The organism is Gordonia aichiensis, assembly GCF_039946255.1.
GTDB classification, from domain to species: domain Bacteria; phylum Actinomycetota; class Actinomycetes; order Mycobacteriales; family Mycobacteriaceae; genus Gordonia; species Gordonia aichiensis_A.
This window is the reverse complement of record NZ_JBCDWL010000006.1, coordinates 109196-134841: the sequence shown is the minus strand read 5'-3', so window position 1 is coordinate 134841 and position 25646 is coordinate 109196. Positions and strand designations below refer to the sequence as shown.

Genomic DNA, 25646 nt, shown 5'->3' with positions numbered 1-25646 from the left:
GATGGCGTTTGACCAGCCGATTTGCGTTCCGGGTGGGTGTTGTTGGTATTGTTCTTCCCGGCCCGGAAAGCAGCAGGGGAAACCAGCGCGAAGCTGGAAACACGAACCTGGTTAATTTCGGATCAAACCCTTGGGGTATGGTGTAATTGGCAACACAGCTGATTCTGGTTCAGCCATTCTAGGTTCGAGTCCTGGTACCCCAGCGATGTACAGAGATGCTAATCTTTGTGCCTCATAACTGAACAGTTGTTCTAGGGCCCCGTCGTCTAGCGGCCTAGGACGCCGCCCTCTCAAGGCGGTAGCGCGGGTTCGAATCCCGTCGGGGCTACAGAAAGTGAAAGACCCCGGCTCCACGCCGAAAGTGTGGAGCCGGGGTCCTTCGCCATGCAGTGGGTTCCCGGGTCTCGATACGCTCGCTCACTTCGTTCGCGGGCCTGGGGCGGGGCGATCGGCCTCCCAGGGTTGTCGAGTAGCGACCGGAGCGCAGCGGAGGACGCGTATCGAGACGACGGCGTGGATCGTTTGTGGGTCTCGATACGCTCGCTCTCTTCGTTCGCGGGCTACTCGACCAGCCTGGGGGTGGGGGTGGCTTCTCAACGGCCCGAGGGGGCTTCTCAACTGCCTGCGCGGGCGGCCCCTCCCAGGGTTGTCGAGTAGCGACCGGAGCGCAGCGGAGGACGCGTATCGAGACGACGGCGTGGATCGTTTGTGGGTCTCGATACGCTCGCTCTCTTCGTTCGCGGGCTACTCGACCAGCCTGGGGGCCGGGCTACTCGACGAGCCTGGGGGTGGGGGTGGCTTCTCAACGGCCCGAGGGGGCTTCTCAACTGCCTGCGCGGGCGGCCCCTCCCAGGGTTGTCGAGTAGCGACCGGAGCGCAGCGGAGGACGCGTATCGAGACGACGGCCCGGACCGCTCAGTCGTCGAGCCACTGGGCGGTCGAGCCGGCGACGGGCATGGCGGGCAGGCCGAGCTTGCGGTGGTCCCACGATCGGGTACGGGTCGGCACCAGTCGCGCGGCGACGCGCTTGTTCATCATCGCTTCGACGGCGGGCCGCAGGTCGTCGGTGTACGGGCCGTTGTAGCGCTCCCAGACGCTGCGTCCGACGGCGAAGCAGGCGTCGGGGTCGTCGTGGATCTCGACGGTGCCCTCGATGCTGACGCCGCGGAGGGTGTCGTACGTGTCGCCGGCTTCGATGAGGACGGTGGCGCGGGGGTCGCGGCGCAGGTTCACGACCTTCTGCGACTTGGCCTTGGTCTCGAACCAGATCTCACCGTCGATCACCGCGTACCACATGGCGGTCAGGTGGGATGCGGTCTTGCCCTGGGTGGCGAGGTTGGCGATGCGGCGACGCGCGATGAACGTCTCGATCTCGTCGTCGGTCATCACGATGGAGGCGCGCTGATTGATTCCCATGAGCCGACCGTAACCGCCGCGGCGGACGAGGCGGCGACGGAGGTCACATCTGTGCCGGTGCGGCGTGTCCCAGCCGTGCGCTGATGTCGTCCGCGGCGGCGACGAGGTCCGGCGCCCAGCGGTCGCCGGGGCGTCGGCCCATGCGGTCGACGGGGCCCGAGATGGAGACCGCGGCGACGACGGCGCCGGTCGCGTCGCGGACCGGCGCGGAGACGCTGGCGACGCCCGCGGCGCGTTCGGCGACGCTCTGGGCCCAGCCGCGGCGGCGGATCTCCGCGAGGCTCCGATCGGTGTAGGCGGCGTCGGCCAGGATGGTGCGCAGGGTGTCGGGGTCGGCCCAGGCGGCGAGCACCTTCGCGGCCGAACCGGCCGACATCGGCAGGCGGGTGCCTTCCGGGACGGTGTCGCGCAGACCGGTGGGCGGCTCGGCCGCGGCGATGCAGACGCGTTCGGCGCCTTCGCGGCGGTACAGCTGGACGGACTCGCCGGTGATCTCCTGGAGTCGGGGGAGCACCATGAGGCCGGCGTCGCGGACGGCGTCGCGCGCGGTGGCGGCGAGTCGGCCGAGCGTGGGGCCGGGGATCCAGCGGCCGCCTTCGTCGCGCGCGACGAGCTGATGGACCTCGAGTCCGACCGCCAGGCGATGCGCCGTGGCGCGCGGCAGTCCGGTGGCGTCGCACAGCTCGCCGAGATTGCGCGGGGCTTCGGCGACGACGTGGAGAATCATCACAGATTTGTCCAAGACGCCGATTCCGCTATCCTTTCCCATAGGACGATATTAGCCGTCCAAATACTGAGATTGAAAGTCGAGGGTCGCAGACCCCGCCGACGTCGGCCCCAGCCCGGACCGCGTCGACGGCGCCTCCTCGCCCGACACAAGCGGAAACTACTAGAAGATGCGAGTGAGCTCATGACGCAGAGCGCCGGAAGTCCGCGCACGCTGGCCGAGAAGGTCTGGGACGACCACGTCGTCGTTCCGGGCGAGGCCGATGCGAGCGGCAACACCAACCCCGACCTGATCTACATCGACCTGCACCTGGTGCACGAGGTCACCAGCCCGCAGGCCTTCGACGGCCTCCGTATGGCCGGACGGAAGCTGCGCCGCCCCGACCTCACGATCGCGACCGAGGACCACAACGTCCCGACCGTCGACATCTTCAGCCCGATCGCCGACCAGGTGTCCGCGCTGCAGGTGGAGACCCTGCGCCGCAACTGCGAGGAGTTCGGGGTCCGGCTCTACCCGATGGGCGACACCGAGCAGGGCATCGTGCACGTGGTCGGCCCTCAGCTGGGCCTGACGCAGCCCGGCATGACCGTGGTGTGCGGCGACAGCCACACCTCGACCCACGGCGCCTTCGGGGCGCTGGCGATGGGCATCGGCACCTCCGAGGTGGAGCACGTGATGGCCACCCAGACGTTGTCGTTGCGGCCCTTCAAGACGATGGCGATCACCGTCGACGGCGAGCTGCCCGAGGGCGTCACGAGCAAGGATCTGATCCTCGCCGTCATCGCCGAGATCGGCACCGGCGGCGGCCAGGGACACGTCCTGGAGTACCGCGGACCGGCCATCGAGAAGCTGTCGATGGAGGCCCGCATGACGATCTGCAACATGTCGATCGAGGCGGGCGCGCGCGCGGGCATGATCGCCCCCGACGCCGTCACCTACGAATACCTCAAGGGGCGCCCGCACGCCCCGCAGGGCGCCGACTGGGACGCCGCCGTCGCGTACTGGGATTCGCTGCGGACCGACGACGACGCCGTCTTTGACCGCGAGGTGCACATCGACGCCTCCGCGCTGACCCCGTTCGTCACCTGGGGCACCAACCCCGGGCAGGGACTTCCGCTGGGCGCCGACGTGCCCGATCCCGCCGACATCGCCGACGAGACCGAGTCGTTGGCGGCCGCCCGCGCCCTGGAGTACATGGACCTCACGCCGGGCACGCCGCTGCGCGAGGTCAAGGTCGACACCGTCTTCGTCGGCTCGTGCACCAACGGCCGCATCGAGGACCTGCGCGCCGTGGCGGCGATCCTCAAGGGCCGCAAGGTCGCCGAGGGCATGCGCATGCTCGTGGTGCCCGGCTCGATGAAGGTTCGCGCACAGGCCGACGAGGAGGGCCTCGGCGAGATCTTCACCGCGGCGGGCGCGGAGTGGCGGATGGCCGGCTGCTCGATGTGCCTGGGCATGAACCCCGACCAGTTGGCGCCGGGCGAGCGTTGTGCCTCGACCTCGAACCGCAACTTCGAGGGACGCCAGGGCAAGGGCGGGCGCACCCACCTGGTCTCGCCGGCGGTCGCCGCGGCCACCGCGGTCCGCGGCACCCTGTCGGCCCCCGCGGACCTCGACTAGCCGACTCGCGAACTCCTCTGACCCGAAGGACCTGACATGGAACCGTTCATCACCCACACCGGTGTCGGAGTTCCGTTGCAGCGCAGCAACGTCGACACCGACCAGATCATCCCGGCCGTCTACCTCAAGCGCGTGACCCGCACCGGCTTCGAAGACGGGCTGTTCGCCGGCTGGCGCAACGACCCCGACTTCATCCTCAACAACGAGCCGTGGAGCCGCGGCTCGGTCTTGGTGGCCGGCCCCGACTTCGGCACCGGCTCCTCGCGCGAGCACGCCGTCTGGGCGCTCATGGACTTCGGCTTCCGCGTGGTCATCTCCTCGCGCTTCGCCGACATCTTCCGCGGCAACTCCGGCAAGGCGGGTCTCGTTGCGGCGCAAGTGGATCAGCCCGACGTCGAACTCCTGTGGAAGCGGCTGGAAGCCGAGCCCGGCCTCGAGCTGACCGTCAGTCTGGAGGACATGACCGTCACCGCCGGCGACCTGGTGGTCCCGCTGCAGTTGGACGACTACACGCGCTGGCGGCTGATGGAGGGGCTCGACGACATCGGCCTCACCCTGCGCCAGACCGAGGCGATCACCGAGTTCGAGTCGCGTCGGCCCTCGTTCAAACCGACCACGCTGCCGTGACTTAATCGATCGGACATTCCGTACACTCACGGCGACAGGCGATTTCGCCCGTCGCCGTGAGTGTTCCGTTCTGCGACCGAACTTCTCGAGGGAATTTGCGCTGGTTGGCCTCAATCGAGCGGCAACCCGTTTACCGTGTGGATAAGCTGGCACGCCCGGCCAGTGGAAGTCCCGCGGAGGTACGGATGAACAAGGCAGATCTCATCGAGGAACTCACCAAGAGACTCGATTCGGACCGGAAGACAGCAACCAACTTCGTCGAACAGGTCATCGACACCATCGTGCGCGCCGTCAACAAGGGCGAGAGCGTCACGATCACCGGCTTCGGTGTCTTCGAGAAGCGTCGTCGGGCCGCGCGCGTCGCCCGCAATCCGCGGACCGGAGAGACGGTGAAGGTCAAGGCGACCTCGATCCCGGCCTTCCGTCCGGGGGCTCAGTTCAAAGCGATCGTCTCGGGCAAGCAGAAGCTCAAGGCCGGTCAGCCCGCGGTGAAGCGCGCGTCGGCCGACCCCACGACCGGTACCGGGACCGCGACCAAGAAGGCCGCGACGAAGTCGACTGCCGCCAAGAAGACGGCCGCGAAGACGGCTGCGAAGAAGACGGCGGCCAAGAAGACGGCCGCACCCGCGCAGAAGGCGCCCGCGGCCCAGACCCCGGCCAAGCAGACCCCGGCCAAGCAGACCCCGGCCAAGCCGACCCCGGCCAAGAAGACCGCGGCGAAGAAGACGCCGGCCAAGACGACCGCCGCGAAGAAGACTGCGGCGAAGAAGAGCCCGGCCAAGGAGGCGCCCGCAGCGAAGAAGACCACCGCCGCGAAGAAGACCCCAGCAAAGACCACCGCAGCGAAGAAGGCGGCCCCGAAGACCGAGTCGGGGAGTGAGGCAACCGACTGACCGAACGTTCCTGCCGCCGAGGGGTATTGACGCGAATCGGCCCCCGCTCACCAGCCGAGCGGGGGCCGATTCGCGTCAATACCCTCACGTGCCGCGGTCGGCGGTTCAGACCGCCAGCGGGCTCGGAATGTGGTCGGCGGCCACCAGATCGCCGTCGCGCAGCGTCAGGATCCACACGCTGCCCTTGAGGTTCTCCGAGTGCGGGAGGCCGGCGCCATCGACGGCCGCCCAGCGGCGAAGCAGCGGCGGGATCACCCCGCCCTGGCTGCAGACGACGTGGATGGCGCCGGTCTTGCGGCCGATCTTGCGCAGTCGCTCGTAGGCCGCGTCCGGATCGGCGGCGAAGGCCTCCTCGGACAGCGTGGGCTCGGGTTTGATGTCGGTCCGCAACGACTGCGCCAGCGGCGCCAGCGTCTGCACGCACCGGGTGCGGTCCGCGGCGTGCAACCGATGTGCGCCGTACAGCGGCAGCAGGGCGTCCAAGGCGCGGGCCTGTCGGCGTCCGCAGTCGTCCAGCGGGCGCAGTCGGTCGTCGCCGGCGAACCCCTCCGGGGTGCCCGCCCAGGCGTGCCGGACCACGATCAGCGTGTGCAGCAACCGGATCGGGCGTGCGGCGAAGGTGTGCAGCACCTGCCGGTCGGCGTCGTAGCTGACCTTGTCGATGGCGTCGCCGACCGACAGCCAGGTCAGATCGTCGCACTCGTGGCTCGCCCGGAAACCGCCGCCGACGGCCTCCACCGCCCAGTAGCTCACGCGCTTGGGAACACCCGAGCCGAGACGATAACCGACCGTCTGCAGGTGATGGCCCAGCCGCACCTTGTACCCGGTCTCCTCGACGAGTTCGCGGGCTGCGGTGACCGGCAGGATCTCCCCGGGTTCGGCCTTGCCCTTCGGCAGCGACCAGTCGTCGTAGCGGCGGCGGTGCACCAGGGCCACCTTGACGCCGGCCGACCGGCTCGGCTTCCACAGCACGCCGCCGCCGGCCCACACCGTCCGCACCGGGTCGGGCATCAGGGCTTGGCCGGTTCGGCGTGATGACGGTGCCGGACCATCATCTGACGCTGGTGATCGCGGACCTGCTCGCCCGCGGCCGGGCGGGCCAGCCACGAGCCGTCGGACTGCAGCTCCCAGCAGCGGGTGCGCGGATCCAGCGCCGAGTCGAAGATGTCCTCCAGGTCGGCCGACAAGCGGCGGTCGCGCACCTGGACCATCACCTCCACGCGTCGGTCCAGGTTGCGGTGCATCATGTCGGCGCTGCCGATCCAGTACTCGTTCTGCGACCCGAACTGCAGGATCCGCGAATGCTCGAGGAACTGCCCGAGGATCGAGCGCACCACGATGTTCTCGCTGAGCCCGGGCACCCCCGGCCGCAGCGCGCAGATCCCGCGCACGACGACCTCGACCGGGACCCCGGCCTGGGACGCCCGGTAGAGCGCGTCGATGACCTGCTCGTCGACCAGGGCGTTGGCCTTGAGCCGGACGCGGGCCCGGCCGTCGCCCGCCCGGTGCGCCGCGATCTCGGCGTCGATGCGGTCGATGATGCCGGTCCGGATGCCGTGCGGGGCCACCAGGAGGTTGCGGTACTCCCGCTTCCGCGAATAGCCGGTGAGCGTGTTGAACAGGTCGGTCAGGTCGGCGCCGATCTCCGGCGCGGCGGTGAACAGGCCCACGTCCTCGTACAGGCGCGCGGTCTTCGGGTTGTAGTTCCCGGTGCCGATGTGGCAGTAGCGGCGCAGGGTCGACCCCTCGCGCCGGATCACCAGGCACGTCTTGCAGTGCGTCTTGAGTCCGACCAGTCCGTACACCACGTGCACGCCGGCCTGCTCGAGGGCGCGCGCCCACTTGATGTTGGCCTGCTCGTCGAAGCGGGCCTTCAACTCGACCAGCGCGACGACCTGCTTGCCCGCGGCCGCGGCGTCGATCAGCGCGTCGACGATCGGCGAGTCGCCGGAGGTGCGGTACAGGGTCTGCTTGATGGCCAGCACGTGCGGGTCGGCGGCGGCCTGTTCGATGAACCGCTGCACGCTGGTCGAGAACGAATCGTACGGGTGCTGGACCAGCACGTCGCCCTCGCGGAGCGTGGAGAAGACGCTCTTGGGCGTCTCGCGCTCACCGAACGCCGGGTGCGTGGCGGGGACGAAGGGCCGTTCCTTCAACTGCGGTCGGTCGATGCCGTAGATCTGCCACAGGCAGGTCAGATCGAGCAGGCCCGGGATCGTGATCACATCGGCCGGGTCGACGTCGAGTTCGCGCAGCAGCAGTTCGAGCATGTGCTCGGTCATGTCGTCGCCGACCTCCAGCCGCACCGGGGAACCGAAGCGGCGGCGGGCGAGTTCGCGTTCGAGCGCCTGCAGCAGATCCTCGTCGCGGTCCTCGTCGACCTCGAAGTCGGCGTTGCGGGTCACCCGGAAGACGTGGTGCTCGACGATCTCCATGCCCGGGAACAGTTCGGACAGGTTGGCCGCGATCAGGTTCTCCACCGGCAGGAAGAGGGCCGGCCGCGGGGCGTCGTCGTCGGCGTCGTCGACGGGGGTCGGCACCAGCTGGTCGACGCGGACGAAGCGGCTCACGTTGTCGGGCACCTTGACGCGCGCGAAGTGCTCGCCGCCGTACTGCCCGGCGCCGTCGGGGGCGTCGGCACGGTCGCGGACGGTGACGGCCAGGTTCAGGCTCAGCCCGGAGATGTACGGGAACGGGTGGGCCGGATCGACGGCGAGCGGGGTCAGGATCGGGAACAGCTCGTTGTGGAAGTGATCCTGCATCCGGACCCGCTGAACGGGCGTCAGCTCGTCCCAGCCGATGATCTTGATGTTCTCCTCGGCCAGGGCCGGGGCCACCGCATCGCGGAAGACGCGCGACTGTCGGTCGGCGATCTTCTGGGTGCGCAGCGCGATCATCTGCAACTGCTCGCGGGGGGAGCGGCCGTCGGCCGACCGGACCGACAGTCCGGTCTCGTCACGACGTTTGAGGCCCGCGACCCGGACCATGAAGAACTCGTCCAGGTTCGAGGCGAAGATCGCCAGGAACTTCGCTCGTTCGAGCAGTGGCAGCGAGGCGTCCTCCGCCAACGCCAGCACGCGGGAGTTGAAGTCGAGCCAACTCAACTCGCGATTGAAGTAGCGGTCGGCGGGCAGGTCCGCGGCCTCGTCTGGATCCACCGTCTCGGCCGGCAGCGCTGCAGGCAGGGCCGTGAGGGAGTCGTTGTCGATTTCGTCCGTGGCGCTCACGGGTCAATTGTGAACTATCGGGGCCGGACTGTCCTGCCGGCGGCCACCTTCGGCGGCACCCGTGTCGCGCGCGCCGGCCAGGGCGGCACGGGTGCGCGGCCCGACGCCGAGGGCCAGCGCCGCCGCCAGATCGTCCGGGGTGTCGACATCGGTGCGCAGCCGCGGCCATCGGCGGTGCTCCGGGTCGAGTTCCACCGCACCCGCCGCGCGATGGGCGGCCGCCGAGGCGGGACCGAACCGCGGCGTCATCGGGTCCGGTCCGACGACCGCCAGCAGAGCGGTGCCGGTGCCGGTGCGGTCGGCGACGAAGGCGGCCCGCGCGCCCGCCTCGATCACCTCGACCGCGGCGTCGACGGCCTCGCGCACGGTCGCAGCGTCGAGGGCCGCCAGATCGGCCTGAACGGCGACGACGATGCGCGCCCGCGCCGCGCCGTCGGCGATGCCGTGGGCCAGGGCCGCGTTCAGCGGGGTGAGCTCGGCGCTCGGCGTCGGCTCGTCGAGCACCGCGGCCCCCGCCTCGCCCGCCACCCGCTGGACGTACGGGTCGGGACTGACGACGGTGACGTGCATGGAACCGGCGTCCGCGATCGCGGCGAGGGTGTCGGCGAGCATCGCGGCCACTGTGGCCCGCCGATGCGGGCCGGTGCCGACGACCGGGGTCAGCCGCGACTTGGCGGCGTCCAGGCGTTTGACGGCGAGGACGACGGCGACCGGGGCTGCGACGGGCATGTGTCCATGGTGCAGCACCGGCGATCCGGGCCCGCAGCGGACCGCCGGTACCCGGCCCGAACCGGAGGGTCGGTTCGATAGGCTGGGCGGCAGTCTCGTTCACCGGCGGAGGAGTGCAATTGCGTGCAGTAGTGATGGGTGCGGGGTCGTGGGGGACGGCGGTCGCGAAGGTCCTCGCGGATGCGGGCAACGACGTTGTGATCTGGGCGCGGCGCGCCGAACTGGTCGATCAGATCAACACCCGCCACGAGAACGGCGACTATCTGCCCGGCATCGAACTGCCCGCCGGAATCCGCGCGGTGACGTCGGTGCCGGACGCCCTCGCCGACGCCGACCTCGTGGTGTGCGCGGTGCCCTCGCAGTCGCTGCGGGCCAACCTGGAGCAGTGGCGCGACCATCTGCCCGCCGACGCCATCCTGCTGTCGTTGGCCAAGGGCGTCGAGATCAGCTCGGGCAAGCGGATGAGCGAGGTGATCGCCGAGGTCACCGGCTTCCCGGCCCGACAGATCACGGTCCTGACCGGCCCGAACCTCGCCAAGGAGGTCGCGCAGGGGCAGCCGGCGGCGACCGTCGTCGCATGCGTCGACGAAGAGCAGGCCAAACGCGTCCAGGCAGCCTTCGCCACCGGCTACTTCCGCCCGTACACCAACACCGACGTGGTCGGCTGCGAGATCGGCGGCGCCGCCAAGAACGTCATCGCCCTGGCCTGCGGGATGGCCTCGGGCATGGGGTTCGGCGAGAACACTCTCGCCACGATCATCACCCGGGGCTTGGCCGAGACGATCCGACTCGGGATCGCGCTGGGCGCGGACATCACCACCCTGGCCGGCCTGGCCGGTATCGGCGACCTGGTCGCGACCTGCTCGTCGCCGCTGTCGCGCAACCGCACCTTCGGTGCGCGGATGGGTGAGGGCGCCAGCCTGGAGGAGGCGCAGGCGGCCACCAACGGGCAGGTCGCCGAGGGCGTCAAATCGTGCTCGTCGGTGCTCGCGCTCGCCCGCGAACACGGTGTCGACATGCCGCTGACCGAAGCCGTCAACCAGGTGTGCCACGAGGGCATGTCGGTCCCCGACATGGTCAGCGCTCTGCTGGGCCGCAGCACCAAGCCCGAGGTGTACGGCCCGGCCTGACTCTGCTTGCTGTAGCGGGGTCTCGATACGCTCGCTCACTTTGTTCGCGGGCTACTCGACCAGCCTGGGGCGTGGGGTGCGTTTCGGGGGCCGGGTGGCGCGGGGTGCGCTTTCAGGGTGGTCGAGTAGCGACAGGAGCGCAGCGGAGGACGCGTATCGAGGCCTTCGGGGTCTCGATACGCTCGCTCTCTTCGTTCGCGGGCTACTCGACGAGCCTGGGGCGGGGCGCGTTTCGGGGTGGTCGGGTGGCGTGGGGTGCGTTTCAGGGTGGTCGAGTAGCGACCGGAGCGCAGCGGAGGACGCGTATCGAGGCCTTCGGGGTCTCGATACGCTCGCTCTCTTCGTTCGCGGGCTACTCGACGAGCCTGGGGTGAGGTGCGTTTCGGGGTGGTCGGGTGGCGTGGGGTGCGTTTCAGGGTGGTCGAGTAGCGGCCGGAGCGTAGCGGAGGACGCGTATCGAGGCCTGTTGGGGTTTCGATACGCTCGCTCTCTTCGTTCGCGGGCTACTCGACGAGCCTGGGGTGAGGTGCGTTTCGGGGGGTCGGGTGGCGTGGGGTGCGTTTTCAGGGTGGTCGAGTAGCGGCCGGAGCGTAGCGGAGGACGCGTATCGAGGCCTGTTGGGGTCTCGATACGCTCGCTCTCTTCGTTCGCGGGCTACTCGACGAGCCTGGGGGTGAGGTGCGTTTCAGGGTGGTCGAGTAGCGACCGGAGCGCAGCGCAGGACGCGTATCGAGACCCGGAGAGCGGTCGCTGGGGCAGCCCGCAGATCACTTTCCGAAATCGAGGGGGGCGCGCTCCAAGTGCTGCTCGATGAGCGCGGAGATGTCGGTGATCGGGGCGTTGCCCGCACCGGCGGGCACCCAGACGGCCACGTAGGGGCGATGGTCGACGCTGATGTACGCCTGGCCGCTGCCCTCGATGGTGTCGGTCATGAACCACTGCACCGGGTTGATCACCTGCAGTGCGCTCGTCGGAGCCAGTTCGGCGGGCCGCTCGACGCCGCAGCGCAGGACCACCGGATCAGAATCGGGACGCGTCCACCGGACCGTGGTGCCGTCGACGGACCTGTCGCCGAAATCGCCCAGGGTGTCGGGCAGCGCGTCGAGGAAGGGCTTGCACGCGGAGGTGTCGGCGGCGACGGCGTACGAGTCGACCGGCACCCGCGCCCGGTCGCTCGCCGAGTAGTTCATCGCCGCGTAGGTCACGAAACCGGCGATCACCATGACCGGGATCGCGATCAACGTGGCGATGAGAGCGGGACTGAGCCGACGCGACCGGTCGGTCACGGTGTCGGTGCTGTCGTCGGCGGGAGTCTGCTCGGCGGGGTCGCTCATGCTGCCCAGTGTGGTCGATGAGCGGCCCCGTCGAGAAATCGCCCGCGGGGCCCGTGCGCGACAGCGGTAGCATCGTCGCCGTGAAGACGGTGGGTGAGGTCGGCGAGCGCGCATTGATCGCGCTGTTCACACAGGCGGCCGGTGCGGGCGGCGGCGCGACCGACGTGGTGATCGGCTCGGGCGACGATGCCGCAGTGTTCGTGCCGGCCGGACCCGTCGTGGTCAGCACCGACACCGCGGTGTCGGGCAGGCACTTCCGGTTCGACTGGTCCAGCCCGCGACAGATCGGGGCGCGCGCGGTCGTGCAGAGCGCCGCCGACATCGGCGCCATGGGCGGGCAGCTGACCGGTGTGGTGGTGTCGATCGGCTGCCCGCCCAGCACCCCGGTCGACCGCGTGCTGGAGATCAACGCCGGAATCGTCGCGCAGACGCACCGGTTCGGGGCCCGGGTCTTCGGCGGCGACCTGGTGTCGTCGAGCGACGTCGTTCTCACCGTCACCTCGCTGGGCGTGCTCGCCGACACCGAGGCGATCGCCCTGTCGGGCGCGCGGCCGGGCGACGTGCTGGCGGTCAGCGGGCCGCTCGGCGGACCCGCGGGCGGGCTGGCGGCGCTGGCCGCCGTCGAACACGGCGCGGACCCCGCACTGCTGACCCGGCACGCCTCCCTGGTCGAGGCGTACCGGCTGCCGCAGCCCGACATCGGGCAGGGACGCGTGGCGGCGGTGGCCGGCGCGCACGCGATGACCGACGTCTCCGACGGTCTGGTCGAGGAGATGATCACCTTGGCGGCGGCCTCCGAGGTCCGGATCGAGGTGGCGGCCGCGGCCGTCCCGCAGGCGCCGGGCCTGGCGGAGCTGGGCGCCGCGCTCGGCGTCGACTCGGTGCGGTGGGCGGTCGCCGGCGGAGAGGAGCACGAACTGCTGGCCGCGTTCGCGCCCGGGGCGGTGCCCGCCGGGTGGACCGTCGTCGGCGGGGTCGTCGACGGGCCCGTCGACGCCTTCCTCGACGGGGAGCCGGTCGGCGACATCCGCGGGTGGCAGTCGTTCACCGCGACCTGACCTGATTGAATCGACGCATGGCTGTCTATGCACTCGGCGATCGTGAGCCGACTCTCGGCGAGGACGTGTTCATCCACCCGGATGCGACGGTGATCGGTTCGGTCACCCTCGGCGACGGCGTGTCGATCTGGCCCGGCGCCGTCCTGCGCGGCGACTACGGCACCATTACCGTCGGCGCCCGCTCCAACATCCAGGACGGCACCGTCATCCACTGCACCTTCACCGAACCGACCGTCATCGGCGCGGGCTGCGTGGTGGGCCACAATGCGCACATCGAGGGCGCGACGATCGGCGACGACTGCCTGATCGCCTCCGGCTCGATCGTGCTGAACAAGTCGGTGATCGGCGCGGGCTCGGTGATCGGGGCCGGCGCGGTGGTGCCCTACGGATTCCAGGTGCCCGAGCGGTCGATGGCGCTCGGCGTGCCCGCCAAGGTGCGGGAGGGCTATCAGGTGCCGGAGGGCCATCTGGTGCAGAACACCGAGCTGTACTACCAGAACGGGCTGCACTACCGGCAGCAGTTGCGCAGGCTCGACGCGTGAGCGGAAAGCCGCTCACCGACCTCGTCGATCCCGGCTGGGCCGACGCCCTGGCCCCGGTGCAGGCGCAGGTCACGCAGATGGGTGAGTTCCTCCGCGCGGAGAACGCCGCCGGTCGGCACTACCTGCCCGCCGGGCAGCACGTGCTGCGGGCGTTCACCCAGCCCTTCGACCGGGTGCGCGTGCTCATCGTCGGACAGGACCCGTATCCCACCCCGGGGCATGCCGTCGGCTTGAGCTTCTCGGTGGCCCCCGACGTGCGCCCGGTGCCGCGGTCGTTGCAGAACATCTACCGTGAGTACTGCGACGACCTCGGGTATCCGATGCCGACCAACGGCGACCTGACGCCGTGGGCCGAGCAGGGCGTGCTGTTGCTGAACCGCGTCCTCACGGTGGCGCCGGGCCAACCCGCCTCCCACCGACGCAAGGGCTGGGAGGCGGTCACCGAACGCGCCATCCGTGCGCTCGTGGCCCGCGACGAGCCGCTGGTGGCGATCCTGTGGGGCAACGACGCCCGCCAGTTGGCGTCGTGGCTGCCCGGTGTGCCGGTCATCGAGTCGGCGCACCCGTCGCCGCTGTCGGCCTCCCGCGGCTTCTTCGGTTCGCGCCCGTTCTCACGCGCGAACCGGGAGCTTGAAGAACTGGGCGCCGATCCGGTCGACTGGCGTCTGTCCTAGGTGTACTTCCCGGATATCCAGTGCTCTCAGCACCAGCCGACCGGGCCCGCGGGAACCGCCGCGTGCGTCGCAGCGGGAACGCTCAGCGCACGCCGCGGTAGTCGGGCGCGCGCTTGGCGAGGAAGGCATCGACCCCCTCGCGGCCCTCGGGGGTGATGCTGAGGGCGGCGATCGACGCGGATTCGGCGGCGAGCTGATCGGTCAGCGTGGCGGTCGTCCCGGCGTGCAGCAGACGGCGGATCGCACGGTACGAGCCGCGCGGGCCCGCGGCCAGCTTGGCGGCGATCTCGTAGGCGGTCGATTCGACGGCGTCGTCGTCGACCAGGTCGGAGAGGATTCCGAGGTCCAGGGCGCGGTCGGCGCCCAGGATCTGGTCGGTCATGATCAGGTGGCGGGCGCGGGCGGCGCCGACCACGCGGGGCAGCAGCCACGACATGCCGCCGTCCGGCGACAGGCCGATGCCCGGGTAGGCGGGGCGCATCTTGGTCGACGGTCCGCCGATCGCGATGTCGGCGTGCAGCACCAGGCTCATGCCGGCGCCGGCGGCCCATCCCTTGACGGCCGCGACGACGGGCAGCTCGGACTCCCAGAGGAAGCCCAGCATGGAGTGCAGGTCGTCTGCCAGACCGCGCAGGTAGTCGTTGCGGTCGTCGGCGGCGGCGAACGCGGCGACGTTGCCGCCCGCGCAGAAGTTCTTTCCGGCGCCGCGCAGGACCACCGCGTCGGCGGCGAGGCTGCCGCGGACCACCGCGCGCAGGGCCTCGCGGGATTCGAGGACCAGCTCGTGATCGAGGGCGGTGCCTGCGGCACTCGTGGACACGGTGAGGGTCAGGACGCCGGTGTCGTCGACGCTGATGAGATCGGAAGCCATGCCGGGTACTTTACTGAACGTTCGGTCGCCGACGGGAGTTGCATCCGGATCTGCTGGTCTGTGCCCGCAGGGCATCTGTTCGGAGAGACGACGAGATCGCCGCTCGGCGTGAGCCGAGCGGCGATCTCGTGGATAGAGCGTGTGGCGATCAGGCCTTGACGGTCTTGCCCGCCTTCAGGCACGAGGTGCACACGTTCTGGCGCTTCTTGTTGCCCGGGGCGACCTCGACGCGAACCGACTGAATGTTCGGGTTCCAGCGACGGTTGGTTCGCCGATGCGAGTGCGAGACCGACTTGCCGAAGCCGGGACCCTTGCCGCAAACGTCACAAACGGCAGCCATGTCGAACTCCCTTGGTAGTAAATCTATGGTCATTGGTCAGCCGAACTCGAGCGCAGCACTGTGCGCCGCAACGATCGGCAACCCGACAAGAGTAACCGCGGTGGCGCTCTGAGACCAAATCGGACCGTGGCGGACGGGGCCGGACGGGGTCGTTCGCGTCGAGTGGATCGGTCGATGTCGGAGGGAGACGGTAATCTCGGACGCATTCGACGGACCCGGTCGGCGCACCGACCGGGAGCAGGGCCGACAGGGGAGCAGGAAGGTGGGGTGATGGTGCCGCTGATGACCGGTGACAGCAGCACCGCGATCAATCCGCAGCTCATCCGGGACTGGGCGCAGGCGTGCGCCGCCGGCCTGGCGACGCTGCGGTCCGAGATCAACGACCTCAACGTCTTCCCGATCCCGGATTCCGACACCGGAAGCAACATGGCGTTCACCATGGCGGGTGCCGTCGCCGAGCTCGGTGAGCCCGCCGCCGACGAGGACCTGCCGACTGTGATGCGCGCTCTCGCCGACGCCGCGGTCGCCAACGCGCGCGGCAACTCCGGCATCATCATGTCGCAGGTCCTGGTCGGGCTCGCCGACGCCGCCGACCTCGCCGTCGCCGAGAACGACCTCAGCTTCAACCGTCTCTGCAAGAACGGGCTGCGACTGGCTGCGCTGGCCGCGCGCCGGGCGGTCAGCGAGCCGCGCGAGGGCACGGTCCTGACGGTGCTTCGCGTGGCGGCCGAGAGCGCGTCGGCCAATGTCACGGGCTCGCCCGCCGATCTGGTGCGGGCTGTCGCCGACGACTGCGCCGAGGCCTTGGAACTGACCCCCGAGCAGATGCCCGAACTCGCGAGCGCGGGCGTCGTCGACGCCGGCGGGCGCGGCTTTCTCGTGATGGCCGACGCCCTGGTGCTGGTGGTCACGGGAGTGGCGAACAAGCGGCGGGCCTACCGCGGGATCCTCACCGCCGGCGGCGGTCATCACGACGAGCAGTGCCACGGGGCCGGCGACACCGACTTCGAGGTGATGTATCTGCTCGACGGCGCCGACGGCACACAGATCAGCGGGTTGCGCGACCGGCTGGGCGGGCTCGGCGACTCGATCGTGATCGTCGGCGACAGTTCCACCGGCTCCGAACGCTTCTCGGTCCACGTGCACACCGACGAGCCGGGTGCCGCCGTGCAGGCCGGGCTCGACGTCGGCTCGCTGAGCGACATCCGGATCAGCTGCTTCGCGCTCGACGCGATGCGTGCGGCGCCGGGGGCGACCGAACCCGCGCCGCGGTTCAAACGCGCGGTCGTCGCACTGGTGACCGGCGACGGCGCCGAGACCCTGTTCGCCGAGGCCGGCGCCTCGGTGGTCCGCGCCGATCACGGCGTGCACCCGGCGACCCTCACGGAGGCGATCCGGGCCACCGACAGCGCGCACGTCATCGTGATGGGCAACGGGATGATGTCGTCGCAGGACCTGGTGCAGGTCGGCGCGCAGGCTCGATCGACGCAGCGGTCGGTGGTCTTCCTGCCCACCCTGTCGATGGTCCAGTGCCTGTCGGCGCTGGCCGTGCACGATCCCGACGAGGAGCCGGACGTGGACGCCTTCGCGATGGCCGAGGCGGCGGCCGGCACGCGCTGGGGCTCGCTGATGCGCTCCAACGGCAAGATGATGACGCTGGCGGGCACGTGCGACATCGGCGACACGCTCGGGCTGATCGGCTCCGATGTCCTGGTGATCGCGCCCGAGCAACGACAGGCGGCCACCGCGCTGCTCGACCTGATGCTCGCCACCGGAGGCGAGATGGTCACCGTGTTGGCCGGTCGTGACCTCGACGATCGAGCACGCGAAACGATCGCCGACCACGTGCACGTCAACTATCCGGGCATCGAACTCGCCCTGTACGAGACGGGACAGTCGAGCCATCTGCTGCAGGTGGGAGTCGAGTGATGCTGACGACGGCGTCGCCGCTGTCGGACGCGTCGATCGATCCGGCGCTGCTGCGCAAGCTCGAGAGTCTGGAGTTGACCACCGTCGGTGAACTGCTGCGATACGTGCCGCGCCGCTATCTGCGCCGCGGGCACCTGTCGGAGTCCGAGCGCCCGGAGCCCGGCGAGTGGATCACCGTCGTCGGCCGGATCCGGTCGGCCCAGATGATCGCGATGAAGCGCCGCTACGGGCAGTTCCTGAAGGTGGTCGTCAACGACGGCCGCGCCGACTACGAGGTCAGCTTCTTCAACGCGAAGTGGATCAAGCGGGTCCTCACGCCGGGCACGCGTGTCGCGATGGCCGGGACCGTGAAGCTGTTCCAGAACAAGGTCCAGCTCTCGCATCCGGACTGGATGGTGATGCCGGAGGACGACGGCATCGACGTCGTCGGCAGCGCGGCGTTGATGGGGGAGCCGCACCCCGCCGACGAGTCCGGGGAGGACGACGGCAGGCACGGGTCCACCGCGTCGGCCGATGACGTCGCCAGCTTCAACCGCGATCTCATTCCGATGTATCCGGCGACCAAAGACGTGCAGACCTGGGAGATCTGGCGGGCCGTGCGCGCGGTGCTCGCCGACACCGTCCCCGCCGCCGACCCGCTGTCGGAGGCGCAGCGGGCCGTGCGCGCGGTGCTCGCCGACACCGTCCCCGCCGCCGACCCGCTGTCGGAGGCGCAGCGGGCCGAGCGAGACCTGATCACCGCCGACGAGGCCGTCCGGCGGATCCACCTGCCCGAGACGCTCGACGACATCGAGGCGGCGCGGGCCCGGCTCAAGTTCGACGAGGCACTCGCGGTGCAGACCGAACTGGCACGCCGCAGGCTCAGCGTCGTCGTCGAGAGCGCCCGGCCGTGCCCGCACGTGCCCGGCGGTCTGGAGGATCGGCTGCTGGCACGACTGCCCTTCGAGCTCACCTCCGGCCAGCGCGACGTGCTCGGCGAGATCGGCGACGACCTCGCCGGCGAGCACCCGATGAACCGACTCCTGCAGGGTGAGGTGGGCTCGGGCAAGACGCTGGTGTCCTTGCTGGCGATGCTCCGCGTGGTCGACAACGGGCACCAGTGCGCGATTCTGGCGCCCACCGAGGTCCTCGCCGCCCAGCATCACCGGACGGTGATGACGATGCTCGGCGACTTGGCGCGGGCCGGTGAGCTCGGTGCCGCCGACGGCGCCACCCGCGTGGGGCTGCTGACCGGCTCGCTGGGCACCGCGGCGAAACGGCAGACCCTGCTCGACGCGGTGACCGGGGAGGCCGGCATCGTCATCGGCACCCACGCCCTGCTGGAGGAGCACGTCGAGTTCTTCGATCTGGGGATGGTCGTCGTCGACGAGCAGCACCGTTTCGGGGTCGAACAGCGCGACGTGCTGCGGTCGAAGGGGCGCGACGACACCCGGCCGCACTTCCTGGTGATGACGGCGACGCCGATCCCGCGCACGGTCGCGATGATCACCTTCGGCGACCTGGAGACGTCGGTACTGACCGAACTGCCGCGCGGCCGCCGGCCCATCACCACGAGCGTGGTGCCGATGAACAAGCCGAAGTGGGTCGATCGCGTCTGGGCGCGCGCCGACGAGGAGATCGCCGCCGGCCGCCAGGTGTACGTGGTGTGCACCCGGATCGGCGACGAGCAGACCCCCAAGAAGAAGCCGGCGCAGAAGAAGCCGGCGCGCGGGGCACCGCAGGACGGCGACGGGACCGAGGACGACACCGCGTCGGTCCTCGACCTCGCCGAGCGACTGCAGTCGGGGCCGCTGGCGCAGCGGCGCATCGCCATCCTGCACGGGCGCCTGCCCGCCGACGAGAAGAACGACGTGATGGACGCCTTCACGCGCGGCGAGATCGACGTGCTCGTCGCGACGACGGTGATCGAGGTCGGCGTCGACGTGCCGAACGCGACGGTCATGGTGATCGTCAACGCCGAGCGGTTCGGCGTCAGTCAGCTGCATCAGCTGCGCGGTCGTGTCGGCCGTGGACAGCACGCCGGACTGTGCCTGCTGATGACCACCGCGAGCGACCTGGGGCAGTCCATGCAGCGGCTCCGGGCGGTGGAGGCCAGCACCGACGGCTTCGAACTGGCTCGCGTCGACCTCGCCCAGCGGCGGGAAGGCGACATCCTCGGCTCCCTGCAGTCGGGCGGCAAGAGCTCGCTCAGCTTCCTGTCGCTCCTCGACGACGCCGACGTCATCGCCGATGCCCGCGACCTGGCCGAGACGATCGTGTCCGCCGATCCCGACCTGACCGCGCACCAGCCGCTGGCCGATCTGGTGCGCGCGATCCTGCTCCCGTCGCGCGTCGACTATCTCGACAAGTCCTGACTCGCTCCGGCGTGTCGCGGAACCGGGCGGGCGCGCGGTGCGTCTAAAGGAGCATGGGGCGCGGTGGCATCCGGGGGTTCGGTCTGCGGTGGCCGACGCGCTGGGCCGCCGGTCATCGCAGGCCGGGGCAGATCCGCCTCACCGGCAGGCAGTGGCTCATCCTCGGCGTCTTCGCGACGACCGCGACCGTCGTGGCCTTCGGGGCGGGACTGCCGGAACCGCCGTCGCCGGTGCCGGGCGCGCTGGTGAGCGCGGCCCGCGCGGCGCTGTCCGGCCTGCCGGTTCTGTCCGACAGGCCGCCGCACGACGCCGCCTACCGGCGCGAGGCATTCGGTCCGGCGTGGACGGACGCGGCCGGTGTGGCGGGTGCCGGCAACGGCTGCGACACACGCAACGACATCCTCGATCGCGATCTGACGGTCACCGCGCGGGCGTCGACGGCCGGTTGCCCGGAGGCGGTCGCGGCGGGCACCTTCACCAGCCCGTACACCGGGCGGACCGTCGGCTTTCGCCGCGGCCGCGGCTCGGCCGCGGTCCAGATCGACCACGTGGTGCCACTCTCGTACGCGTGGGACATGGGAGCCGCTGCGTGGCCCGCATCGACGCGGTGGGCCTTCGCCAACGATCCGGCGAACCTCGTCGCCTCCGACGCGGCGAGCAACCAGGCCAAGTCCGATGCCGAGCCGGCGCGGTGGATGCCGCCGCTGCGCGCCTTCCACTGCCAGTACGCGATCCAGTTCGTCACCGTCCTGCACGCGTACGGCCTGCCCGTCGACGCGCCCTCGCGCACCACCCTCGACAAGGCCCTGGGATCATGCTGAACAAGCGATCATGCTGAACAAGCGATCACGTTGAACGGCGAAGGGAGACACCGATGGGACGCGGACCCGCCGACGAGCGGCGCATCGTGGTGAGCGCGGTGGTGATGCGGGACGACGCCGGCCGCGTGCTGACGGTCCGCAAGACCGGTTCGCACCTGTTCATGTTTCCCGGCGGCAAACTCGACCCCGGCGAGACCTTCGCCGAGGCCGCCGTCCGGGAGGCGCGCGAGGAGCTCGGTGTGGACCTCGATTCGCGTTCCCTTCGAACCCTGGGCACCTTCGCGGCCCCCGCCGCCAACGAGGCGGGGTACACGGTGGTCGCCGAGGTCTTCACCCACCCGCCGGTCGGCGACCCGATCGCGTGCGCCGAGATCGCCGAGCTGGCGTGGGTGCATCCGAGGTCCGAGGCTCACGCCGACCTCGCCCCGCTGCTGCGCGACGCGGTCTTCCCGGTCCTCGCCGGGACGGCTCGACACACCGACTAGGCGCCCGGACCAGGCACCCGGTCAGAGACCGGTCAGCATCTGCTTCATCTGGTCGATCTCCTTGCGCTGCGAGTCGACGATGCTGCGCGCCATCTCGATCGCGTCGGCGTTCTTGCCGTCGGCGATCTCCTCTTCGGCCATGTCGACGGCACCCTCGTGGTGCTCGATCATCTGCTTCAGGAACAGCTTGGCGGCGTCGGTTCCCGACGCGGCGCGCAGCTCGTCGAGCTCGGTCTCGGACAGCATGCCGTCCATCTCGTGGTCCATGTGTGCCGAGGTCGGGGCGTTCCACTGCTTGAGCCACGCCTGCAGCTGGGCGATCTCCGGCCCCTGCGCCTTCTTGATCTGCTCGGCCAGATCCCTCACCTGTGCGGGGATGTCGCTCTTGCCGAGGACGATGTCGCTCATCACCAGCGCCTGCTCGTGGTGCGGCAGCATCATCTGCGCGAACATCACGTCGGCCCCGTTGTGCGCGGCGGTGCCGACGACCGTCGACGACGGGCCGGCGCTCGCCATCGCGGACATGTCGTGTGCGGTGGAGCTGCCGGTACTCGCGTTGGACGCCTGCTCGTTCGGGCTGCAGGCGGCGACGCCGACGACGACGGCTGCGGCGGCGATCGCGGAGGCGACGAGACGGGTTTTCACGATGGATTCCTTCCGTGGACGGTTCCGGGCCAGTCTGCCCGACGCGCCCGCCGGGTCGGCTCATCGTTTCATGAAGGTTTGCTCAAGAAGGGCGGCGCGACGCCCCGCGCGCCGGCCGACGGCCAAGATGGATGCCATGTCTGCTCGCGCGATGGTGGTGGAGGACGAGGCGGCGCTGGCCGACCTCGTGGCGTCGTATCTGGAACGGGACGGCTTCGAGGTCACCGTGACCGGGGACGGTGCCGACGCGGTCGGCCTGGCCCGCAGCGTCGACCCCGATGTGGTGGTGCTCGACCTCGGGCTGCCCGGGCTCGACGGGGTGGAGGTGTGTCGCCGACTGCGCACCTTCTCCGACGCCTACATCGTCATGCTCACCGCCCGCGCGGACGAGGTCGACACCCTGGTCGGCCTGTCGGTCGGCGCCGACGACTACATCACCAAACCGTTCAGCCCGCGTGAGCTGTCGGCGCGGATCCAGGCGCGGATGCGGCGCCCGCGCACCGGCTTCACCGGCGATCATCCGGTCGGTGAGCCCGCGCGCGTCTTCGGCGATCTCGCGATCGACCTGCCCGGTCGCGAGGTCACCGTCGCCGGCCGACCGGTGCAGCTGACCCGCACCGAGTTCGACGTGCTCGCCGCGCTGTCGTCGGCGCCGGGCACGGTCTTCACGCGGGCTCGCCTCATCGACACCGTCTGGGGGCCGGAGTGGATCGGCGACGACCACCTGGTCGACGTCCATATCGCGCATGTGCGCCGCAAGCTCGGCGACGACGCCGCGCACGGCAGGTACGTCCGGACCGTGCGCGGCGTCGGCTACCGCATGGGGACGGGCCGGTGACCGCCCGGCCGGTCGGGGCGGGCGGGCGGCGGTTGACCGTCGGCGCCGGCCTGATGCTGGCGATGTCGTTGGTCGTCATCGGTGCTGCGGCCAGCGCCCTGCTGATCGCCTGGGTGACGGCGCCGGGCATCTTCCACGACCACCTCCACCAGGCGGGCATCGACCAGGACTCCAGCGAGGCCATGCACGTCGAACGGGCCTTCGCCGATGCCGTCGGACTGTCGTGGGGGCTGGCCGCCGCCGTCTCGGCGGTGCTGGCCCTCGGCGTCAGCTGGTACCTGGCGCGGCGCGTGCAGCAGACGGTCAGCGAGGTGGTCGCCTCCACCACCCAGATCGCCGACGGTCATTACGACGCCCGCGTGCACGGCGGCGCGATGGGCCGCGAGTTCGACGACCTGGCCGACGCCGTGAACCGGCTCGCCCGGCAGCTCGCCGCCACCGAGGCCACCCGGCGCCGCATGCTGTCGGACCTGGCGCACGAGATGCGCACGCCGCTGGCGACCATCGACTCCTATCTCGAAGCCGTCGACGACGGGGTCCGCTCGCTCGACGAGTCGACGATGGTGATCCTGCGCGGTGCCACCGACCGGCTGCGGCGGATGGCCGAGGACGTCAGCGCCGTGTCGCAGGCGCAGGAGCGCGCGATGTCGGTGATGCCGGTGCCGACGACCGACCGGGAGCTGATCGACGCCGCGGTCGGCGCGGCCGCCGAATCGTACGCCGCCAAACAGGTGGCGCTGCGTGTGCGGCCCGGACCGGCGATCGCGCTGATCGTCGATCCGGCGCGGATCGGCCAGGTGCTCGGCAACCTGCTCACCAATGCGCTGCGCCACACGCCGACCGGCGGGACGGTGACCGTCGCCGCCGCGCGCGAGGGCCGCGACGTCCTGATCACCGTGTCCGACACGGGGGAGGGCATCGAGACCGCACACCTCGCGCACGTCTTCGACCGCTTCTACCGCGCCGACACCGCCCGCGACCGCGACCACGGCGGCAGCGGCATCGGCCTGACCATCGCGCGGGCGCTCGTCGAAGCGCACGACGGCCGGCTCTCGGCCGCCAGTGCGGGCCCCGGTCGGGGAGCGGTCTTCACCGTCCGCCTGCCGTCGGCCTGATCGACGCCTCGTGAGCCGGTTCGGGCCGCGATCCCGGTCACCGGCCGCACGGCTACGCTGGAGCCATGAGTGCACCCACCGCAGACCCGGTCGAGACGACCGCGCCCGATGTCACGGCCGCGGTCACCGAACTGGCGACCGCAGCCAAGGCGGCGTCCCGCACGCTCGGGCAGCTGACCACCGCGCAGAAGAACGCGGTCCTGCTGGCGGCCGCCGACGCGATCGACGCCGCCGCCGAGACGATCCTGACCGCCAACGCCGAGGACGTCGCGCGCGCCGAGACGGCGGGCACCGAGGCCGCGCTGATCGACCGGCTGCGGCTGACCGCTGAGCGCATCGCCGGGATCACCGACGGACTGCGGCAGGTCGCCGGGCTGCCCGATCCCGTCGGCGAGGTGCTGGCCGGCAAGACCCTGCCCAACGGGCTGGGCCTGCGGCAGGTGCGGGTGCCGCTGGGTGTGGTCGGCTTCGTCTACGAGGCGCGACCGAACGTGACCGTCGACGGTTTCGGCATCTCCTTCAAGTCCGGCAACGCCGTCCTGCTGCGCGGTTCCTCGTCGGCCGCGAGCTCCAACGCGGCCCTGGTGACGTTGCTGCGCGAGGTCCTCGCCGAGCATCACGTCGACCCGAACGCCGTCTCCCTGCTGCCCAGCGACACCCGCGAGAGCGTCACCGCGCTGATCCAGGCGCGGGGGCTGGTCGACGTGGTGATCCCGCGCGGCGGCGCCGGGCTGATCGCCACCGTCGTCGAGAACGCCAAGGTGCCGACCATCGAGACCGGCACCGGCAACTGCCACATCTTCGTCGACCGCGCCGCCGACGTCGACGTCGCCACCCGCATCATCCTCAACGCGAAGACCCGCAGGCCCAGCGTCTGCAACACCGTCGAGACGGTGTTGATCGACGCGGGGATCGCCGACCGCGCGCTCGCGCCGATCGTCTCGGCGCTGCAGGCGCAGGGCGTCGTCGTCCACGGCGAGGAGCCGGGCATGGAACCGGCCACCGAGGACGACTGGCACCGCGAGTACCTCTCGCTGGACATCGCGCTGAAGGTGGTCGACGACATCGACGCCGCGATCGACCACATCGCCGCCTACGGTACCGGTCACACCGAGGCGATCGTCACCACCGACCTGGCGGCCGCCAATGCGTTCACCGGTCGGGTCGACGCCGCCGCGGTGATGGTCAACGCCTCCACCGCGTTCACCGACGGCGAGCAGTTCGGCTTCGGCGCCGAGATCGGCATCTCGACGCAGAAGCTGCACGCCCGCGGGCCGATGGGACTGCCGGAGCTGACCTCCACCAAATGGCTGGTGTGGGGCGACGGACAGATCCGCACCGCATGAGCATCACCGATGTCGCGCAACAGATCGTCCCGGCCTTCGCCGACGTCGACGATGTGCGGGCGCGGCTGAAGCAGACCGGGTACCTGGCCGACGACGCGACCGCGACCACCGCGTTCCTCGCCGATCGTCTCGGCAAGCCGCTGCTGGTGGAGGGGCCCGCCGGTGTCGGCAAGACCGAGCTGGCGCGCGCCCTGGCGCAGGCCACCGGCTCCGAGCTGGTCCGACTGCAGTGCTACGAGGGCATCGATGAGGCGCGCGCGCTCTACGAGTGGAATCACGCCAAGCAGATCCTGGCGATCCAGGCCGCAGGCACCCGCGACTGGGCCTCGACCAAGGGCGACATCTTCTCCGAGGAGTTCCTGCTGGCCCGGCCGCTGCTGACGGCGATCTCGCGCACCGAGCCGACCGTGCTGCTGATCGACGAGATCGACAAGGCCGACGTCGACATCGAGGGGCTGCTGCTGGAGGTGCTCAGCGATTTCGCCATCACCATCCCGGAGATGGGCACCGTCACCGCGGCCCGGCGGCCCATCGTGCTGCTGACCTCGAACGCCAACCGGGAGCTGTCGGAGGCGCTCAAACGGCGCTGCCTGTACCTCTACATCGATTTCCCGGACGCCAAGTTGGAACGCGAGATCCTCGCCTCCCGCGTCCCCGATCTGCCCGAGCGGCTGGCCCAGGAGATCGTTCGGATCGTCGGCGTGCTCCGGACCCTCGACATCCGCAAGAAGCCGTCGGTGGCCGAGACCATCGACTGGGGCAACACGCTGCTGGCGATGACGGCGGGCGACGCCGCGGCCGCGAGCGAGGCGGCCGACGGGAGGATCGCCGACTCCCTGGTGGCGCGCACCCTGGGCGTGGTCCTCAAGCACCGTCCCGACGTGAAGACGGCGTTGCGCGAACTGAAGCTGGAGGGCTGACCGAG

General features: G+C 70.5%; 24 protein-coding genes and 2 tRNA genes. 17 read left to right on the top strand and 9 right to left on the bottom strand.

Annotation, left to right across the window (positions count from 1 at the left end; translation table 11 throughout):
- Positions 1-131: 131 nt before the first annotated feature.
- Both AAFO60_RS09320 and AAFO60_RS09315 read left to right on the top strand, forming a co-directional pair.
- A tRNA-Gln gene (locus AAFO60_RS09320) sits at positions 132-203 on the top strand.
- Between the two features lie 52 nt (positions 204-255).
- Positions 256-328: transfer RNA gene (locus tag AAFO60_RS09315), tRNA-Glu, on the top strand.
- Positions 329-915: 587 nt separating this feature from the next.
- On the opposite strand, the gene AAFO60_RS09310 is transcribed toward AAFO60_RS09315, so the two are convergent.
- Together AAFO60_RS09310 and AAFO60_RS09305 are read right to left on the bottom strand one after the other, a co-directional pair.
- On the bottom strand, positions 916-1416 hold the full coding sequence (locus AAFO60_RS09310) for a PPOX class F420-dependent oxidoreductase (RefSeq protein WP_347955908.1): 501 nt from the start codon (positions 1414-1416) through the stop codon (positions 916-918).
- A gap of 43 nt (positions 1417-1459) precedes the next feature.
- On the bottom strand, positions 1460-2185 hold the full coding sequence (locus AAFO60_RS09305) for an IclR family transcriptional regulator (RefSeq protein ID WP_347955907.1): 726 nt from the start codon (positions 2183-2185) through the stop codon (positions 1460-1462).
- Between the two features lie 141 nt (positions 2186-2326).
- Between AAFO60_RS09305 and leuC the strand changes: the two genes are divergently transcribed.
- The 3 genes from leuC to AAFO60_RS09290 all read left to right on the top strand — a co-directional run bounded on the left by leuC (position 2327) and on the right by AAFO60_RS09290 (position 5283).
- Positions 2327-3763, top strand: a complete 1437-nt coding sequence (leuC, locus tag AAFO60_RS09300) for a 3-isopropylmalate dehydratase large subunit (protein ID WP_347955906.1) — start codon at positions 2327-2329, stop codon at positions 3761-3763.
- 36 nt (positions 3764-3799) lie between these two features.
- On the top strand, positions 3800-4390 hold the full coding sequence (gene leuD / locus AAFO60_RS09295) for a 3-isopropylmalate dehydratase small subunit (RefSeq protein ID WP_347955905.1): 591 nt from the start codon (positions 3800-3802) through the stop codon (positions 4388-4390).
- A 185-nt stretch (positions 4391-4575) separates the two neighbouring features.
- Positions 4576-5283: an HU family DNA-binding protein gene (locus tag AAFO60_RS09290; protein WP_347955904.1), complete on the top strand. Its 708-nt coding sequence runs from the start codon at positions 4576-4578 to the stop codon at positions 5281-5283.
- A 105-nt stretch (positions 5284-5388) separates the two neighbouring features.
- On the opposite strand, the gene AAFO60_RS09285 is transcribed toward AAFO60_RS09290, so the two are convergent.
- The 3 genes from AAFO60_RS09285 to cofC are packed head-to-tail and all read right to left on the bottom strand — an operon-like array spanning position 5389 to position 9239.
- On the bottom strand, positions 5389-6294 hold the full coding sequence (locus AAFO60_RS09285; RefSeq protein WP_347955903.1) for an NUDIX hydrolase: 906 nt from the start codon (positions 6292-6294) through the stop codon (positions 5389-5391).
- Positions 6294-8510, bottom strand: a complete 2217-nt coding sequence (locus AAFO60_RS09280; protein WP_347955902.1) for an RNA degradosome polyphosphate kinase — start codon at positions 8508-8510, stop codon at positions 6294-6296. Before AAFO60_RS09280 ends, AAFO60_RS09285 begins: the two co-directional genes overlap by 1 nt.
- A gap of 3 nt (positions 8511-8513) precedes the next feature.
- On the bottom strand, positions 8514-9239 hold the full coding sequence (gene cofC / locus AAFO60_RS09275; RefSeq protein ID WP_347955901.1) for a 2-phospho-L-lactate guanylyltransferase: 726 nt from the start codon (positions 9237-9239) through the stop codon (positions 8514-8516).
- A 119-nt stretch (positions 9240-9358) separates the two neighbouring features.
- Here cofC and AAFO60_RS09270 point away from each other — a divergent pair, with 119 nt between their 5' ends.
- Positions 9359-10369, top strand: coding sequence for an NAD(P)H-dependent glycerol-3-phosphate dehydrogenase (locus tag AAFO60_RS09270; protein ID WP_347955900.1), 1011 nt, complete (start codon positions 9359-9361; stop codon positions 10367-10369).
- A gap of 767 nt (positions 10370-11136) precedes the next feature.
- Here AAFO60_RS09270 and AAFO60_RS09265 read toward each other — a convergent pair.
- Complete coding sequence (locus tag AAFO60_RS09265) at positions 11137-11703, bottom strand: DUF3515 domain-containing protein (RefSeq protein ID WP_347955899.1); 567 nt, start codon at positions 11701-11703, stop codon at positions 11137-11139.
- Positions 11704-11783: 80 nt separating this feature from the next.
- On the opposite strand from AAFO60_RS09265, the gene thiL reads away from it, so the two are divergent.
- From thiL to AAFO60_RS09250, 3 genes are read left to right on the top strand one after another with little or no spacing between them, the layout of a single operon-like run.
- Positions 11784-12761, top strand: coding sequence for a thiamine-phosphate kinase (gene thiL, locus AAFO60_RS09260; RefSeq protein ID WP_347955898.1), 978 nt, complete (start codon positions 11784-11786; stop codon positions 12759-12761).
- A gap of 17 nt (positions 12762-12778) precedes the next feature.
- Positions 12779-13303 carry a gamma carbonic anhydrase family protein gene (locus AAFO60_RS09255; RefSeq protein WP_347955897.1) on the top strand — a complete coding sequence of 175 codons (525 nt, stop codon included), beginning with the start codon at positions 12779-12781 and terminating at the stop codon, positions 13301-13303.
- Complete coding sequence (locus tag AAFO60_RS09250; protein ID WP_347955896.1) at positions 13300-13977, top strand: uracil-DNA glycosylase; 678 nt, start codon at positions 13300-13302, stop codon at positions 13975-13977. Before AAFO60_RS09255 ends, AAFO60_RS09250 begins: the two co-directional genes overlap by 4 nt.
- Before the next feature lie 82 nt (positions 13978-14059).
- Here AAFO60_RS09250 and AAFO60_RS09245 read toward each other — a convergent pair whose 3' ends face one another.
- Both AAFO60_RS09245 and rpmB read right to left on the bottom strand, forming a co-directional pair.
- Complete coding sequence (locus tag AAFO60_RS09245) at positions 14060-14848, bottom strand: enoyl-CoA hydratase/isomerase family protein (protein WP_347955895.1); 789 nt, start codon at positions 14846-14848, stop codon at positions 14060-14062.
- Positions 14849-14996: 148 nt separating this feature from the next.
- Complete coding sequence (rpmB, locus tag AAFO60_RS09240) at positions 14997-15188, bottom strand: 50S ribosomal protein L28 (RefSeq protein ID WP_009677560.1); 192 nt, start codon at positions 15186-15188, stop codon at positions 14997-14999.
- Between the two features lie 282 nt (positions 15189-15470).
- Between rpmB and AAFO60_RS09235 the strand changes: the two genes are divergently transcribed.
- The 4 genes from AAFO60_RS09235 to AAFO60_RS09220 are packed head-to-tail and all read left to right on the top strand — an operon-like array spanning position 15471 to position 20777.
- Entirely contained in the window at positions 15471-17117 is a 1647-nt protein-coding gene (locus AAFO60_RS09235; protein ID WP_347955894.1) for a DAK2 domain-containing protein, read from the top strand.
- A complete protein-coding gene (locus AAFO60_RS09230) occupies positions 17117-19471 on the top strand; it encodes an ATP-dependent DNA helicase RecG (protein WP_347956009.1) in 2355 nt (784 codons plus the stop codon). The genes AAFO60_RS09235 and AAFO60_RS09230 overlap by 1 nt, the downstream gene beginning before the upstream one ends.
- A 53-nt stretch (positions 19472-19524) precedes the next feature.
- Positions 19525-20292, top strand: a complete 768-nt coding sequence (locus AAFO60_RS09225) for an HNH endonuclease family protein (protein WP_347955893.1) — start codon at positions 19525-19527, stop codon at positions 20290-20292.
- A 53-nt stretch (positions 20293-20345) separates the two neighbouring features.
- Complete coding sequence (locus AAFO60_RS09220; protein ID WP_347955892.1) at positions 20346-20777, top strand: NUDIX hydrolase; 432 nt, start codon at positions 20346-20348, stop codon at positions 20775-20777.
- A gap of 21 nt (positions 20778-20798) precedes the next feature.
- Here the strand turns inward: AAFO60_RS09220 and AAFO60_RS09215 are convergent, their stop codons facing one another.
- Entirely contained in the window at positions 20799-21422 is a 624-nt protein-coding gene (locus AAFO60_RS09215; RefSeq protein ID WP_347955891.1) for a DUF305 domain-containing protein, read from the bottom strand.
- 127 nt (positions 21423-21549) lie between these two features.
- Here AAFO60_RS09215 and AAFO60_RS09210 point away from each other — a divergent pair, with 127 nt between their 5' ends.
- The 4 genes from AAFO60_RS09210 (at position 21550) to AAFO60_RS09195 (ending at position 25641) form a co-directional block, all read left to right on the top strand.
- Positions 21550-22260, top strand: coding sequence for a response regulator transcription factor (locus AAFO60_RS09210; RefSeq protein WP_347955890.1), 711 nt, complete (start codon positions 21550-21552; stop codon positions 22258-22260).
- Entirely contained in the window at positions 22257-23375 is a 1119-nt protein-coding gene (locus AAFO60_RS09205; RefSeq protein ID WP_424308496.1) for a sensor histidine kinase, read from the top strand. Before AAFO60_RS09210 ends, AAFO60_RS09205 begins: the two co-directional genes overlap by 4 nt.
- Positions 23376-23440: 65 nt before the next feature.
- Complete coding sequence (locus AAFO60_RS09200) at positions 23441-24721, top strand: glutamate-5-semialdehyde dehydrogenase (protein ID WP_347955889.1); 1281 nt, start codon at positions 23441-23443, stop codon at positions 24719-24721.
- Entirely contained in the window at positions 24718-25641 is a 924-nt protein-coding gene (locus AAFO60_RS09195) for an AAA family ATPase (RefSeq protein WP_347955888.1), read from the top strand. The genes AAFO60_RS09200 and AAFO60_RS09195 overlap by 4 nt, the downstream gene beginning before the upstream one ends.
- The last annotated feature ends 5 nt before the right edge of the window (positions 25642-25646 follow it).